Raw genomic sequence first — 15,212 nt, forward strand, 5'->3', positions numbered from 1 at the left:
CCTCCCTTTATCCCTTTACTGCTCCCTTAGTAAGTCCAGAAACTATATATCTTTGAAGGGAAAGGAATAAAATAGTCATAGGCAACATTCCAAGAAGGGCAGCTGCTGTGAATAAGCCCCATTCTGTAAGATATGGTCCTGAGGAGAAGGTCCAAAGTCCAATAGCATATGTATAATTTTTGGCATCTCGCAATATAATTCTTGCAAAGATGAATTCATTAAAGACACTCATAAAAGTTAAAATTACTACTACTGCGAGAATAGGTCGAGCAAGGGGAATAACTATCTTATAAAAGGTTTGAAATCTTGTGGCACCATCAATCATTGCGGATTCTTCTAAAGAATCAGGAATGGTGTCGTAAAATCCTTTGATTATATACATGTTATATGCAATGTTGCCAAGATAAACAAAGGTAAGTCCTGTTAGAGTATCCAAGCCTAAAAAGGGAATAAACTTCCCTAATAAATTGAGAAGGCTATATATAGCGATCATATAAACTGCACTGGGAAACATCTGGATTAGAAGAAGAGTCATTATTCCATATCTTCTTCCCCAAAATCTTAATCTGCTAAAGGGATAGGCAGCAATGGAGCATATGATGGTGGTTATAATTGCAGCAAAACCAGCAACAAAAATTGAGTTTCTAACCCATCTTAAGAAATAATGTTTTGTTTTCTGCTTCCATATTTGATCGATTCTAAATAATTCTCCATCAATTCTATTTAAATGCCCCTTAATTTCTCTGTAGGGTAGTAGATCCATTAGATCTCCTGCCTTTTTGGAAACAATATTCATATTGGGGCTCACAAGGTTCACATAATCAGTTTTGGCAATATTATATAATTTATCTAAAATTTCTGGTTTTATGGACATCTTTTTTAAGATTAAATCTGAAAGATAGACTTGGGTTTTCTCCATGGTTTTATTAAAATTCCTTGTGAAAAGATCAAATTTTTCTAAAAATGTACTATATTCCTGAAACCATCTCAATTTATCTGCAGAAGATTCTATTTTAGACACTAATTCATCTCTATCAAAATTCATGATATAGTTGCTGACAAAATCTCTAAATTCCCCCTCTATAGGTGCGCAAAGGATGATTAAATCTTCAAAATTTTTAGTGTTTTCAATATCTTTTATCTTTTCTTCTAATTTTTTTAAGAAATTAGAAATTTCTAAATCTTTAGAAAGAGGTTTTAGTTCTTCTTCCTCTTCTTTTATTTCTGTTCCCAAAATTTCCTTTTGTATTTCTAAAAACTCATTTTCTTGTTCTAATAAAGCCAATTTTCTTTCTTCCTTTTTAAGTTCTTTAATGTTATATTCAAGTTTAGAAATCGATGGGGAAATCTTAGAATTCAATTCTCTTATGCTTATATATATTTCCCTTGATTGATTAAGCAAAAGATTTTCTTGCTTCTTCAAGTTACTATAAAGATTGTTTAAGGAATTTAAAGTCTCAGAAAGATCAGGATATTTTTCAATCTTTTTGATAATATTTTCTAAAATATTTAGAGACTTCGATAAAAAATTATCCTTTTTGATATCTATAAAAGACGCAGGCAAGATATTGGAATTCTTAGTTAGGCTCTTATTTAGGAATTCAATCTGTGGATTTATCTTATAACTAAATTCTTTATTTATGTTAAGAATATTTTCTTGTAAGGATATGTAATTATTTTTAATTTTGCTTATCTCTATAGAGTTTTTCTTTATTCTTTCAGAAATTTCATAAAGCCTTTCTTTAAGTTTTTTTAAAGAGGTATTATTTTCTTTTAGATTATTTCTTAGGGATTTTTCCTTAGAAATCTTTCCTTCTAAAAATTTTTTTAATTCTAAAAGTATTGATAAAGTTCTTTTTTTAATTTCTTCATTTTTAGAAGAAAGAAAGTTATTTACTTTATCAAAGGATTCTTTAGAATATATATACCTTTCTTGAGTTTCCTTTATATAATTTTGTAATGCCTTTAAATCTTCTTCTATAAGTCTATTAATCTTCTCATCCTTCCATTTATCATAAGGCGGTGTTCTTAAAACTAAGTTTTGGAGTTCCTGTATAAGAACAGGAATATTTTTCTCGGGTGCTATTAAGTCTATATAGTGTTGAAGGGTTAATCTTGAAGAAAAAATCTTTGTTGAGAAAGCAGCCTCGTCTCTTCTTATGGAAGTTGATACCACCCAAATTATGGGAAAGAGAATTATAGGGATAACAATCCATAAAATTAAATGAGTTAATAAACTTTTTCTTCCTTCTCCAACCATTATTGTTCACCTCTTATCTCTTCAAAAGCTCCTGATAGCTTAAAATTCATAAGACTAATTCCTGCAACTAAGAAGAAAATAAGAATGGCTATAGCACTAGCAAATCCAAATTCCTGTCCTCGCCCTTCAAAAGCTAATTTATATACATAGGATATTAAAATATCAGTATGTCCTGCGGGAGTTGTCGCCCCAACCATAGGGGGACCTCCAGCGGTTAAAAGATAAATAAGGGTAAAGTTATTAAATGTATAAGCAAAACTACTGATAAGTAAAGGAGCAACAACTGCAAGAAGTAATGGAAAGGTAATATACCAAAATCTATGCCATTTTCCAGCCCCATCGATAGCTGAAACTTCATAGAGCTCATCGGGTATTCCTTGAAGAGCTCCTAAGGAAACGGTCATCATATAAGGAAAAGTAAGCCAGGTATTAACAGTTAAGCATATAACTTTAGCCCAGAAGGGATCATTAAACCATTTTATCGGTTCCATTCCTAAAAAGGGAAGGATTATTTTATTAAGAATACCGTAGGTTTCATTGAAAATACCATTTCTCCAAGTCAAGACTGATATGAAATAGGGAATAGCCCAAGGAATAATAAGTAATGTTCTATAAAGATTTCTACCTTTTAATTTTCTATTATTAAGAACTAAGGCAAAGGAAAGTCCTAAGGAGAAAGAAAATAAAACTGTTAATAAAGACCAAATTATAGTCCATAGGAAAACTCTGAAGAATGGTCCTGAAACTTGTTCGTCTGTTAAAATTCTTGTAAAATTTTCAAATCCTACAAAAGCGGAATAACCTACAAGAAAAATTCTATTTCCCTTATCATCAATATCATAAAAAGATCCCTTTTCTTCAATAATAGTTTTTTTTGTCTTTGTATTGATAATTACAAGTTTTGTTTTTGTTTTACCATCTTCTCCAATATTTTCATAAGATAACCTATAAAGTCTATCTACTATAAAGAATTTCCATCTTCCATCGTTGTCTATTTTTACTCCTAAAATTTTTCCTGTCTCTTTATCTACATATTCCGTTTGAATTAGATATTTCTGGATAATTAAGGTAAAGTAGTAGAAATTTTTCTCAAGTTCAGGATTATCTAACATAAATATAGGTTTATAAACTTTATTAGAAGTTGAAATGAAATCAATATTATCGATGTTGAAGGGATAAGGAGAAACCTCAAAGGTTTTTCCATCTAAGTCAAAAATTTTATTTTTTATCTTTGTAAGCTTTCCCTCTCTTAAAAGAATTTCTCTTCCCCTTTGTTTTTTAGGGAGAGGAATCCCTCCTATATAATATTCTTTATCAATCTCAAAAATTATTAAAAAATCATCAGTGGGCTGAGAATCTTTAAAAACAGAAAAAATTTTAAACTTTATAGGCTTTTCTTCTAAAATGTATGTATAGTTCGGATCATAAAGAAGCCTTTCTATAGCTTCTTCTCTTGTAAAAATATGGCCCGTTCCATAATTAGTAAAGGCAGTTTTGATAGTAAAATAAATGGGATAAAGAACAAGAAGAAATAAAAAAATAAGAGCAGGAATTGTATATCTATAAGGATAAGCTTTAGGATTTAAAATAAAGAAATCTATAAGAATAAGAGCAGAAAGAAGAACAATCCCCAGCTCATAATAGGCATTTCGGATTAGGTAAATTCCAAATAATAAAAAGATAGCATTTAATAATGCTAATATAAACCATAAGAGGATTTTTAATATTTTAACCACTTATCTTCTCCCTCCTAAAAATTGAAAGCCCAAGGGGATTACCCTTGGGCTTTTTTTCTTAAATTTTATTTTTTAATTTGAGCTCTTATTGTTTTTACTGCATTACTTAGTGCTTCTTCAGGCGTTGCTTTTCCATTTACAACTAAATTAAGAGCATCATTCATAGCGCCCCAAACTGCAGCCATTTCTGGAACATTAGGCATAGGAATTCCATTAGAAGCACTCTTTGTAAATCCAACAATATCAGGATTATCCTTTACAAGAGCAAGTACATCCTTTCTTGCAGGCAGTCTTGGATCTGCAAGATAAATCTTATGCATAGTATCCTTTGTGGCAATAAAGTTTATAAGAAATTCTCTAACAAGAACTTTATTGGGAGATTTGGCATTTACCATAAATCCTTGGACACCCACGAAAGGCTTTGCAGGAACTTTTGCTTCTAAATTGGGAATAACCGTTACTCCATAATTTACTCCTGCGTCTTTATAGGCTTTTACTGCCCAAGGACCATTGATAATCATTGCTGCTTTTCCTTCTTTGAATAAAGAATCCATAATTTGATAGTTATCTCCAGGACTTAAAATTCCTTCATCTACTAATCTTTTCCATAATTTTACACCCTTTATAGCTCCTGGGGTAGCAAGTCCAATATCTGATACATCAAGTCCTGTGGGAGTATCTTTAAATACATATCCACCATAACCAAAGATAACAGGTGCTACGTAATAAAATTCAGCTGCGCTAGTAACGAATCCCTTCACTTTACCTTTATATGCAGTATTTATCTTCTTCGCAGTAGTAATTAAACTTTCCATAGTTAATGGTGGATTTTTTACATAATCTTTATTATAAATTAAGGCAATAGCCTCCATGGCATAGGGTAGACCATAAAGCTTTCCTCCATAGGAAAAAGCTTTTAAGGCAGTATCATAAAATTGTTTTATATCCTTGAATTCAGGAATAGGCTCCAATAATCCATTAACTACTAACTCACCTACCCAGTCATGAGCGCCAACAATAATGTCTGCACCTTTTCCTAGAGGGGCAGCTGTTAAGAAATTAGGTTTTATAGATCCAAATTCTACATATTGAACTTCTACAGCAACTCCGTACTTTGCTTTGAATTCTTCTCCTAATCTCTGAAGAATGTCTACCTGCTTTTCAGAGCACCAAATGGTTATTTTTGTGGCTTGAGCAGAGGTTAAAGAGAAAACTATTAAGGAAAGTATCAAAAATAAAAGGCTCAATTTTCTCATTTAAGAAATCCTCCTTTCATTGAGATGTATTTTTCAGGGGGAAGATTTTTTAAAAATTTATCGTCTCACCTCCTCATCTTGATTTTAAACCACTTTTAAACCAATTTAATGCCAATTTATAATATCATTCTATAGAATTTCTGTCAATAAAGTAAAATCAAACTTTTTTAAGGGTTTCCCTCAAGATTAGTTTTGCAGGAATTAAAATCCTTTTGCTTTGTAAAGTTTTTCCAGAATAAATACTATTAATTATGTGGATTATCTCTAAAATTATACTCTTTACATTCCAGTCAAAAGTAGTGAGGGATGGAACAACTTCGCTTGCTAAAGGTATATTATCACAACCTATTATAGAAATTTCCTCTCCAATCTTTATCCTTTTTTCTCTTAATCTTTGTATCAATCCAATTGCCATCCAGTCATTAGCAGTAAATATTCCTAAGGGATTTTTAATGTTATTAAATCTTTGGAGAATAACTTCTCCGAGTTCATACCCGGAATTCCAATTCATTTTTCCCTCTAGGATCTCATAGTAAATTTTTGTTTCTTTCTTTAACCTATCAATAAAACCAAGTTTTCTTAGATAAGGAGCAGTATATTTTTCAGGGCCTGCTAAATGAATTAAATTTCTAAAACCATAGTTTATTAATATCTCTCCTGCAATCCATCCAATTTTATAATCATCAATAGATACTTGAATTATTTCATCGTGAGCTAAATATTGTTCAATGGTTATTATAACATTGTAAAATTCTTTTATTTTTCTCATCAGATCCTCATTAATAAGGCCAACAATAATTAAAGGAATATCTTTTTTATGTAGATTGTCAATATTTGCAAATATTATATTTATATCTTCTTTTGAAGACAGTGAACTTAGTTCTAGAAAAAATTTTGTATAAAAAGGATCATTTTTCTTTATGTCAGGAGAATATATTATGTGTATATCTTTTTCCTTAAGTTTGGGTACTATATATGTCCCTTTACCTTGAAATTGAACTATTACTCCATTATTTATAAGCTCTTTTATAACAGAACGAATAGTAGTTCTACTTACGTTGTATTTTTCTGCCAAGTTTCTTTCTGATGGTATTCTAACATAATTTTTTCCTCTATTTTTTTCTATGAACTTTAATATCTCATTTTTAATTTTTTCCTTTATTAATGGGGAAATTTTCACAAAATTTTCTCCCTTCTACCAATTTATGCCAATTTGATACCATTATAGCATAAAAGGTACCATAATTGGTAGAAGTCGTCAACAAAAATAAATTTATTTCTTTTCTTTTCTCTATAAATGATATAAAATTTTTAAGTTGTATGACAAAAAAGCCACTATTAAGACATATAAAAGAATTTTTAAAAGAACATAAGAAAGATTATTTAAGGGGAGTTATAGCTCTTCTCTTAACGGATATATTTCAGCTTATAATTCCCAAGTTTCTGGGTTGGGGTGTTGATAGCTTAAAAAAAGGTTATTTTAGAATAAAAGAAATTTTAATTTACTCTCTTCTTCTTGTTGTTTTTGCTACTTTAACTGCTTTATTCAGATATTTCTGGCGAATGTCAATAATTCCTGCATCAAGAAAACTTGAGGCAAAAATTAGAGAAAAATATTTTTCTCATCTTCAAAGACTGTCAATAAATTATTTTAACTATCGTAAAACCGGTGAATTAATGGCTTTAGCTACTAATGATTTAAATGCAGTAAGAGAACTTTTTGGATTTGGTATTATAATGTTTTTTGATACTTTATTCTTAGGAATATTAAGTATTATTTTCCTTTTAAGTATAAATATAAAGCTTACTTTATATTTGTTGATTCCGCTTCCTTTAATAACCTTCTCTATATTCTTTTTTGGGAGAATTACTCATCAAAGATTTAAATATGTTCAAGAAGGATTTGCTCGATTAACGGATAAGGTAGAAGAAACTATTGCAGGTATTAGAGTTGTAAAAGCATATGTACAAGAAGAGGGGGAATTAAAAAGTTTTTTGGAAAAGTCAAAGGATCTTTTAGAAAAAAACATTAAATTGGTTAAGGTGTGGGGATTTATGTTTCCTTCTATAGAGCTTTTGGCAGGCTTGTGTGTATTAATTATATTTTATTATGGGGGCTTATATGTTTTAAGGGGAGAAATTTCTTTAGGAGATTTTATAGCCTTTAATGGATATATAGGACTTTTAATATGGCCTATGGTTGCTCTAGGGCAGGTGGTAAATGTTTTTCAGAGGGGAAAAGCATCCTTGGAAAGGATAAATGAGGTTCTTGATGAAACTCCTGAAATTAGAGATTGTAAAGATGCTATCTATAAAGAGAGATTAGAAGGTAAAATTTCATTTAAAAACGTTTATTTTTCTTATTCTTCTAATAAATCATGGGTTTTGGAAGATATATCCTTTGAGATTTCTCCTGGAAAATTCTTAGGAATAACAGGACCTGTAGGTTCTGGAAAAACAACCCTTGTGAGTCTTATTCCCAGATTGTTTGATATAAATAAAGGAGAAATTTTTATTGATGATATTCCTATTAAAAGATTATCCCTTAATTCTCTAAGAAAAAATATTGGATTTGTGCCTCAAGATAATTTTCTTTTCTCTGATACCATTGCTAATAATATAAAATTTGGTAACTTAAGTATATCTGATGAAAAAATAGAAGAATTAGTAAAACTTACTGCTTTAGATGAGGATATTAAGGATTTTCCTTATGGATTAGACACGGTTATAGGAGAGAGAGGAGTTACATTGTCAGGAGGACAAAAACAAAGGGTTGCCTTGGCAAGAGCATTAGCTTTGGATCCTCCTATTCTTATTTTAGATGACGCCTTATCCGCAGTAGATGCTCATACTGAGAGGAAAATTCTTAATAATTTAAGAGAAATAAGAAAAAATAAAACCCTTATTGTAATTGCCCAGAGATTATCGGTAATTCAGGATGCGGACGAAATAATTGTTTTGAAAGATGGAAGGATTATTGAAAGAGGAAATCATAAAGAGTTAATGAGGTATGGGGGATTTTACGCAAGATTATATGAGCAACAGCAATTGGAAGCAGAATTAGAGGAAAATTTATGAGAGATTATTTTGAAGAACAAGAAATATTAGGAAAAGCATACGATGCGCGTTTAATGAAAAGGCTCCTAAAATATGCAAAGCCTCATATAAGAGGAATTCTTCTTGCTATAATTCTTATATTTTTGATAACTATAGGAAAGATTTTAAATCCATATATTATCAAAAATGCCATTGATGTATCCATTAATCCTTTTAAGGTAATAGTAATTCAGGGTAAAGAAGAGAAAGTTTATATAATTGATAAAAATAAAAGAGAAATGATTAAAAGGGAAGATTGGGAAAAACTTTTAAATAAATATCCTGTTAAAAAATATAACAATGATTTTTATATATTAGAAAGAGATTTAGATAAGTTTTCCATAGAGGATAAAAGGATATTAAGAACATGGGATTTTAAAATTCTTATGGAATCTGCAATATTGTATTTTATTATAATCTTTGGGATCTTTCTTCTTACGTATACTCAAGTTTATATCCTTCACTTAACTTCTCAAAAAATTATCTATGATATAAGGAAAGATATTTTTCATCATTTATTAAGACTTCCTATAAGTTTCTTTGATAGAAATCCTGTGGGAAGACTGGTCACAAGAGTTACCAATGATACGGAGACTCTTCTAGAAATGTACAACTCTGTAATTACAAGCTTTGTTGTTGATATTTTTTTAATTATTGGATTAAGTATATTTATGTTCATCTTAAATTGGAGATTAGCGTTAATTGTTATTTTATCGATTCCTATAGTGGGGTATATGAGTTTTATATTTAGAAAATATGCAAGAGAAGCTTATAGAGATTTTAGAATTAAATTGGCTCGTGTCAATGCTTATCTTGCAGAACATATAAATGGTATTAGAATAACCCAACTTTTTGCAAGGGAGAGAGAAAACGAAAAAGAATTTAGGGAAATAAACAATAGTCTATTAAAGGCCCAATTGAGATTTATATTTGTTAATGCAGTTTTCAGACCCTTAGTAAGTGCACTGGGAAGCTTTGTCGTTTCCGCTTTAATATTTTTTGGAGGAATACAAATACTAAGTAATAAAATTAGTTTTGGACTACTTTTTCTTTTTATCTCATACCTAGATCTATTCTTCAGGCCAATCCAAGATCTTGCAGAAAAATACGACATTCTTCAGAATGCTATGGCGTCATCAGAAAGAATATTTTTATTATTGGATGAACCTGTAACAATTAGTTCTCCTAAAAATCCTATAAGATTGGGAACGATAAAAGGAAGGATAGAATTTAAAAATGTTTGGTTTGCTTATGATAAAGAATGGGTTTTAAAGGATGTTTCTTTTGTTATAGAACCTGGAGAAAAAGTTGCCTTTGTTGGTCTTACTGGAGCAGGAAAGACTTCTATTATAAATCTTATTACTCGTTTTTACGATATTCAGAAGGGAGAAATATTAATTGATGGAATAAATATAAAAGATTTAAGCTTAGAGGATTTAAGAAGTCAGATAAGTGTTGTTCTTCAAGATGTTCATCTTTTTGCTACAAATATTTTACATAATATCAAACTATATAGAGAGAATATTCCCTACGAGAAAGTAAGAGAGATTTCAAGAATTGTAAATGCAGAGGAATTCATTTTAAAACTTCCTCAGGGTTATGAAACTCCTGTTCAGGAAAGGGGATCAACTTTATCTGCAGGACAAAGACAATTATTATCTTTTGCTAGGGCTTTAGTATCAGATCCTAAAATACTTATATTGGATGAGGCAACCGCGAATGTAGATACAGAGACAGAAAGGCTTATTCAAGATGCTCTTAAAAAAATAATAGAGGGAAGAACAAGCATTATTATTGCTCACAGGTTATCTACAATTCAGGATGTAGATACCATATATGTTTTACATAAAGGGAAAATTGTAGAAAAAGGGAATCATCAGGAGCTATTAAGAAAAAAAGGATTATATTATCATCTTTATCAGATTCAGAATTCAAATTTTATAAAAATGTGATTTTTAGCACATGTTTTTTAAATAAATCTTCGATATAATAGAATATCTTAGAAAGAGTAGGAGAAGTTTTATGAAGAGATTATTTATAATAATTTTCCTTTTTTTATTTTCTTTCTATTCTACTGCTCAAGAAATTTTAGATATTACTTTAATAAAAGTAATAAAACTAGGTAATGAATCGGTAAATTTTTTTAAAATTTTAGGAGATATTTTATTCTTTTCTCAAAAAGATTTCCTAGTTTTATATAGTATAAAAGAAGGAAGAGAAATAAATAGGATAAGAGTAAGATCTTCAGCGGTTAAAGAAGGAGAAAATATATTAGTTACAAACTTTCAACCTCTTGACACGGGAAAGGTAATTGCAGTAAATAATGAACCTTATTTAACTATATTTGATTATATAAAAAGAATAGAAACTCCTCTTTCTTACAACAAAGTAAATACTTTAAGAGAAAACACAAAGGTTCTAACAACTCAAATTGAAAAAATAGAAGATTTAATTATATCGCCCTTAGGTAACTTTATAATAGAGAAGGTTAACTTTAAAACCTTTTTGTTAGGCGGGTTTATTCAATTAGATGAGTGGTATGAATATAATATATTAACCTTCCCAAAAAGGGAGAAATTATATTCCCTAAGTAGTAAAAGGAATTATTTTGAATTTGATTTAATTTTTAGTAATAAAGAGAAGTATCTTTTAATTTTAAATCCCATATTAAGAGATAGTAAGAAAAATTACGCTTTAATCGTAAAGGACTTGAAAACTGGAAAGGATTTGGAATTCTTTTATGAAGGAGATAGAACTGCAGGGTGGAGTCTTTCTCAAGATGATAGATATCTTGCTATCACTTTAGGAGAAGAGGAAAAGATAAAAGTCATAGATCTTTTCCTTTTAAGAGAAATTCTAACTCTTCCCTATATAGGGAATCCCTTTTTAAGTCCCACAGGGGATTTTTTAGCTATTGAAGGAAATAAAACAATTACTGTTTTTTCTTTGAGGGACAATAAACCTCTTTTTACTGTTTTTGGATCCCATCCTGTTTTTTCCTATGATAATAGATTTTTAGCTTATTCTTTAGGGGAACATTACCTTGCACCTACTAAGGAAATTGTTATCTATTCGTGGAGAAAAGAAGTGAGAAAAAAAATAGATTTAGATGGTGAATACTTTTTAGAAAAGATGGAGTTTACTTTGGATAGTAAATATCTTATACTTTTATTGATGGGAGGAGATGGTTATAGAATTTTAGTATTCCAAGTGAAAGGGGGATAATAAATGAAAAAGTTTTTAATATTAATTACTTTATTTTCTCTTTTTTCTATTTCCTTTGCTATGGAGATAAGATATTTTGGACATGCTTGTTTTAGAATTCAATTTAACTCTGGATATTCAGTTATTATTGATCCCTTCTCTTCAAATTATCCAATTCCCCAAACTACTGCAGATTTGATAATTAGTAGTCATGAGCATGGAGATCATTATAATCCTAATTTTTTAGGAAAAAAAGTAGAAGTAATTGTAGGTACGAAAGATAGAGGAACAGAATGGAATTTATTTGAAAAGAAGATAGAAGATATAAAAATATGGAATGTTCCTACATTTCATGACGATGCGGAAGGAAAAAAGAGAGGGAAAAATAGTATCACTGTTATTGATGGAGAAGGAATAAGACTTGTTCATCTTGGAGATCTGGGAATTGTATTAACTGAGAAAGAGATTAAACTTCTTGGAAAGGTTGATATCTTATTTATTCCTGTAGGAGGATATTATACCCTTTCCCAAGAGGAAGCCTTAAAGGTTATAAATCAAATAAATCCTAAAGTTGTTATTCCTATGCATTATAAAACGGAATATACTCAAGGATGGCCTATAGGAACCTTAGAGGAGTTTTTAAAATTAGTAAAGGAGCTCAAAATAGTAAAATTTGAAAGTTCTCTTTTAAATATTTCCAAGGATAAACTTCCAAAAACAACAGAGATATGGATTTTAAATTATAAATAGTCTTTAAATTTATAATTCCTGATTATTAAAATGTAAAACACCTAAGAATAAGAATATAAAAGAGAATATAATTGTAGAAATTATTGGTTTTATAGCTTCTTTTAATTCCACAGAGCCTATAATCCACATATTTTCTAATGAGGAAAGATATAGGGGATTATAGGAATTAAGATTTGGGAAGAGGGAAAAGATATTAAAAAGAATAAAAATTCCCAAAAATATTCCTGCGGATTGAATAGTGTTATTTCCAAGGGAACTTGAGAAAAGGATTAAGGAAAGGATAAAGAAGAGATATATTCCATATAATAGAGTTGAAAAAAGGGAATTTTCGATGGGAAAGTTAGAGAAGAGAAAGAAAGTATAATATAAACAGAGAATATAGGAGATTAACAAAAAAACAAAGCTTATTAAAAACTGGAAAATAAATTTGGATATAACCCATATAACTCTATTTATTCCCTTTGATACTATCATTATTGCTGTTCCTTTACTTTTTTCCTCCGCTATACTTCCTATGAATACTATTACTAAAATTAAAAAAATTATTTGGTTTAGATTTTTTAAAAATTGTAAAAAGGAATCCTTCCATGTGGGAGGGGGAAGTTGAATCATTACTCCTTGAGCTTGTTGAGATTCTACTATGCTCTTAATAATCTCAGGGGTAAATTTAGCGATAGCAGGGCTTGATACTGCAAAAAACAAAAAAGAAAATAATAAGGCATAAAACTTTCCTGTTTTTATAAATTCTTTCCATTCTTTTTTCATAAGTTTTAAAATCATGATACTACCTCTATAAATATGTCTTCTAAAGATGGTTCTAAAAATTCAAATTTTAAAAGGGAAAGATCTTCTTGAGAAATAATTTTAGGAATTTCCTTTTGAGATATTAACATGTCTTTCACTTTTATAATAATTCCATTTTTATTTAAGAATGTCAAAGATTCTATCCAGGGGAGTAACTTTAGTTTATTAAAAAGCTTTTCACAGTTGTTTACCTCTACATACAAAGTTCTACTACTATATCTTTTCTTTAAATTCTCTATGGTATCATTAAGCAAGAGTTTTCCTTCTTTTATAATTCCCACGCTATCACATATTCTTTCCACATCTGCTAATATATGGGTAGAGAAAAATATGGTTTTTTCTCCCTTTAAGGAAAGTATAAGATCAAGAACTTCTTTCCTTCCTTGAGGATCTAAGGCAGAAGTAGGCTCATCTAATATTAAAAGAATGGGATCATGAAGTAAAGCTTGAGCAATTCCCAATCTTTGTCTCATTCCCCGAGAGAAGGTTCCAATTCTTTTTTTCTCGTTTTTCAACCCTACAATTTCTAAAACTTCGTCAATTCTCTTTTTATTTATATTTAAAATATCACTAAGAAAATCTAAGTATTCCCTTGCAGTAAGATAATTATAAAAATTGGGAACATCAGGAAGAAAACCTATTTTTTTTAAATAATTTTTACTTTTTGTGATATCCTCCCCTAAGACTAGGGCGTACCCTTTTGTGGGTTTTGCAAGATTTAGAAGGAGTCTTATAGTAGTTGTCTTTCCAGCTCCATTGGGTCCTAAGTATCCGAAGATTACTCCTTGAGGTACTTCTAAGTTTAACTCATCTACTGCTTTCTTTTCTTTAAAATATTTACAAAGGTTATATGTTTCTATAACATTCATGTTATTTTCCTTCCAAAGATAAAATATATTATAGGTCCCAACATGGCAAAAATTAAGATTACTATTCCCCAAATTATTTTATTTTCCCCTCTTATTTCTTCTCTTGGTCTTCTTATAAGATCTACAAGGGCAAAGATTTGAAAAACTACCTGCAAAATTATTAAAGGGATAATCAATGGTAAAACTTGAAAAAGATTATCCATTTTAATTCTCCTTTTGTCTTTTTAATTTTTTATAGATGATAAGAGAATAAATCACACTTAAAATTCCTGCGAAAAAAATCCCAGAAAGTCCTATTATGATATTTACATAAGGAGGTAAGAAAGCTGATAAAAGCATAAGAATTCCACCAATCACAAAAAGATATCCTGAAAATCTGTGGGTTCTTCTCCAAACCTCTTCATCGGATAAAGTCCACGGGGTTCTTACTCCTACAAACCAGTTATATTTTATTCTTGGCATATAGTTTCCAAGAATAATAAATAAGATCCCAAGAGTTATTGGAGTAATTTTAGGTATCAAATCTCTTGGTCCTCCAAGGGCAGAAATAATAACACTATAATGTATTATGGAGAACACAATTACAAATAAATACTTTATAATTTGATATACCTTTTCGAATTTAGGATAATTTTCTCTTTTGGGATCTATATAGGGAAGATATAAAAGTCCTAAATAAAGAAAAAGTACCGTTAGAGGAATGACAAAAACTCCTTCAAATTTTGAACCATATCTATCTATTTCTCCTTTAAAATTCCAATGCATGGGAATTTTTTCAGGAAGATAGGGATAAAGTATTGCCCCTGTAATAAACATAAGAGAAATAAGAAGAAGTATTATAAAATCCTTTTTAAGGGTGTATTTGTCGACCTTATATCTCTCTTTCATTTGTTCTCTCCTCCTTCTTTTTTAAAGCATCTAATAAGAAAAGTAAAGCCTCTTGAAATACTGTTGTGTTTAAAGAATATACTATATATTTCCCTCTCCTTTCATCGATTATCAGTCCTGCCTGCTTTAATATTTCCAAATGATGGGAAATGGTAGGCCAAGATTGGGAAAAAGAGCTTGCAATTTCACCTGCAGTCATATCTCTTTCTGCAAGCATTCTTAAAATTCTTCTTCTGGTCTCGTCACTTAAAGCTTTAAATAAAAGATCTAGAGACATATTTTTAAAAAACATTTAGATAATTATCAAAATAAATTTTAAAATAAAATCTTTCAAAAGTCAAATTTGAAA

13 protein-coding genes are annotated in these 15,212 nt (G+C 29.7%); 4 read left to right on the forward strand and 9 right to left on the reverse strand.

Translation table 11 applies throughout. The features are described from left to right. Window positions 1–7: 7 nt before the first annotated feature. The 4 genes from NZ841_01720 to NZ841_01735 all read right to left on the reverse strand — a co-directional run bounded on the left by NZ841_01720 (window position 8) and on the right by NZ841_01735 (window position 6,432). Window positions 8–2,260 carry an ABC transporter permease subunit gene (locus NZ841_01720; protein MCS7201484.1) on the reverse strand — a complete coding sequence of 751 codons (2,253 nt, stop codon included), beginning with the start codon at window positions 2,258–2,260 and terminating at the stop codon, window positions 8–10. Then, on the reverse strand, window positions 2,260–3,996 hold the full coding sequence (locus NZ841_01725; GenBank protein MCS7201485.1) for an ABC transporter permease subunit: 1,737 nt from the start codon (window positions 3,994–3,996) through the stop codon (window positions 2,260–2,262). Before NZ841_01725 ends, NZ841_01720 begins: the two co-directional genes overlap by 1 nt. 65 nt (window positions 3,997–4,061) lie before the next feature. Next, the gene (gene malE / locus NZ841_01730) at window positions 4,062–5,252 is read right to left on the reverse strand and encodes a maltose/maltodextrin ABC transporter substrate-binding protein MalE (protein MCS7201486.1); all 1,191 of its coding nucleotides are present in this window, start codon (window positions 5,250–5,252) and stop codon (window positions 4,062–4,064) included. Window positions 5,253–5,409: 157 nt separating this feature from the next. Then, window positions 5,410–6,432, reverse strand: a complete 1,023-nt coding sequence (locus NZ841_01735) for a LacI family transcriptional regulator (protein MCS7201487.1) — start codon at window positions 6,430–6,432, stop codon at window positions 5,410–5,412. Between the two features lie 65 nt (window positions 6,433–6,497). On the opposite strand from NZ841_01735, the gene NZ841_01740 reads away from it, so the two are divergent. From NZ841_01740 to NZ841_01755, 4 genes are all read left to right on the forward strand, one after another. Then, window positions 6,498–8,330: an ABC transporter ATP-binding protein/permease gene (locus tag NZ841_01740; protein ID MCS7201488.1), complete on the forward strand. Its 1,833-nt coding sequence runs from the start codon at window positions 6,498–6,500 to the stop codon at window positions 8,328–8,330. Beyond that, window positions 8,327–10,300: an ABC transporter ATP-binding protein/permease gene (locus tag NZ841_01745; protein ID MCS7201489.1), complete on the forward strand. Its 1,974-nt coding sequence runs from the start codon at window positions 8,327–8,329 to the stop codon at window positions 10,298–10,300. Before NZ841_01740 ends, NZ841_01745 begins: the two co-directional genes overlap by 4 nt. 70 nt (window positions 10,301–10,370) lie before the next feature. Then, window positions 10,371–11,573 (forward strand): hypothetical protein, encoded by a 1,203-nt coding sequence (locus NZ841_01750; protein ID MCS7201490.1) that lies wholly within the window; start codon window positions 10,371–10,373, stop codon window positions 11,571–11,573. 3 nt (window positions 11,574–11,576) lie between these two features. Beyond that, a complete protein-coding gene (locus NZ841_01755) occupies window positions 11,577–12,302 on the forward strand; it encodes an MBL fold metallo-hydrolase (GenBank protein MCS7201491.1) in 726 nt (241 codons plus the stop codon). A 9-nt stretch (window positions 12,303–12,311) separates the two neighbouring features. Here NZ841_01755 and NZ841_01760 read toward each other — a convergent pair whose 3' ends face one another. Genes NZ841_01760 through NZ841_01780 form a run of 5 tightly spaced genes read right to left on the reverse strand, consistent with a single transcriptional unit; the run spans window position 12,312 to window position 15,155 of the window. Beyond that, window positions 12,312–13,082, reverse strand: a complete 771-nt coding sequence (locus NZ841_01760; GenBank protein ID MCS7201492.1) for an ABC transporter permease subunit — start codon at window positions 13,080–13,082, stop codon at window positions 12,312–12,314. Then, window positions 13,079–13,975, reverse strand: coding sequence for an ABC transporter ATP-binding protein (locus tag NZ841_01765; protein ID MCS7201493.1), 897 nt, complete (start codon window positions 13,973–13,975; stop codon window positions 13,079–13,081). Before NZ841_01765 ends, NZ841_01760 begins: the two co-directional genes overlap by 4 nt. Beyond that, the gene (locus tag NZ841_01770; GenBank protein ID MCS7201494.1) at window positions 13,972–14,178 is read right to left on the reverse strand and encodes a PLD nuclease N-terminal domain-containing protein; all 207 of its coding nucleotides are present in this window, start codon (window positions 14,176–14,178) and stop codon (window positions 13,972–13,974) included. Before NZ841_01770 ends, NZ841_01765 begins: the two co-directional genes overlap by 4 nt. Window position 14,179: 1 nt before the next feature. Further along, window positions 14,180–14,863, reverse strand: coding sequence for an SdpI family protein (locus NZ841_01775; GenBank protein MCS7201495.1), 684 nt, complete (start codon window positions 14,861–14,863; stop codon window positions 14,180–14,182). Further along, entirely contained in the window at window positions 14,847–15,155 is a 309-nt protein-coding gene (locus NZ841_01780; GenBank protein MCS7201496.1) for an autorepressor SdpR family transcription factor, read from the reverse strand. The genes NZ841_01775 and NZ841_01780 overlap by 17 nt, the downstream gene beginning before the upstream one ends. Between the last annotated feature and the right edge of the window lie 57 nt (window positions 15,156–15,212).

This window comes from Dictyoglomus sp. (genome assembly GCA_025060475.1).
Lineage (GTDB): Bacteria > Dictyoglomota > Dictyoglomia > Dictyoglomales > Dictyoglomaceae > NZ13-RE01.

Excerpts from the sequence above, each read along its gene's own strand:
- NZ841_01720 (MCS7201484.1), bottom strand. The coding sequence starts at position 2,260 with ATGGTTGGAGAAGGAAGAAAAAGTTTATTAACTCATTTAATTTTATGG.
- malE (MCS7201486.1), bottom strand. The coding sequence starts at position 5,252 with ATGAGAAAATTGAGCCTTTTATTTTTGATACTTTCCTTAATAGTTTTC.
- NZ841_01745 (MCS7201489.1), top strand. The coding sequence starts at position 8,327 with ATGAGAGATTATTTTGAAGAACAAGAAATATTAGGAAAAGCATACGAT.
- NZ841_01750 (MCS7201490.1), top strand. The coding sequence starts at position 10,371 with ATGAAGAGATTATTTATAATAATTTTCCTTTTTTTATTTTCTTTCTAT.
- NZ841_01755 (MCS7201491.1), top strand. The coding sequence starts at position 11,577 with ATGAAAAAGTTTTTAATATTAATTACTTTATTTTCTCTTTTTTCTATT.
- NZ841_01760 (MCS7201492.1), bottom strand. The coding sequence starts at position 13,082 with ATGATTTTAAAACTTATGAAAAAAGAATGGAAAGAATTTATAAAAACA.
- NZ841_01765 (MCS7201493.1), bottom strand. The coding sequence starts at position 13,975 with ATGAATGTTATAGAAACATATAACCTTTGTAAATATTTTAAAGAAAAG.
- NZ841_01770 (MCS7201494.1), bottom strand. The coding sequence starts at position 14,178 with ATGGATAATCTTTTTCAAGTTTTACCATTGATTATCCCTTTAATAATT.
- NZ841_01775 (MCS7201495.1), bottom strand. The coding sequence starts at position 14,863 with ATGAAAGAGAGATATAAGGTCGACAAATACACCCTTAAAAAGGATTTT.
- NZ841_01780 (MCS7201496.1), bottom strand. The coding sequence starts at position 15,155 with ATGTTTTTTAAAAATATGTCTCTAGATCTTTTATTTAAAGCTTTAAGT.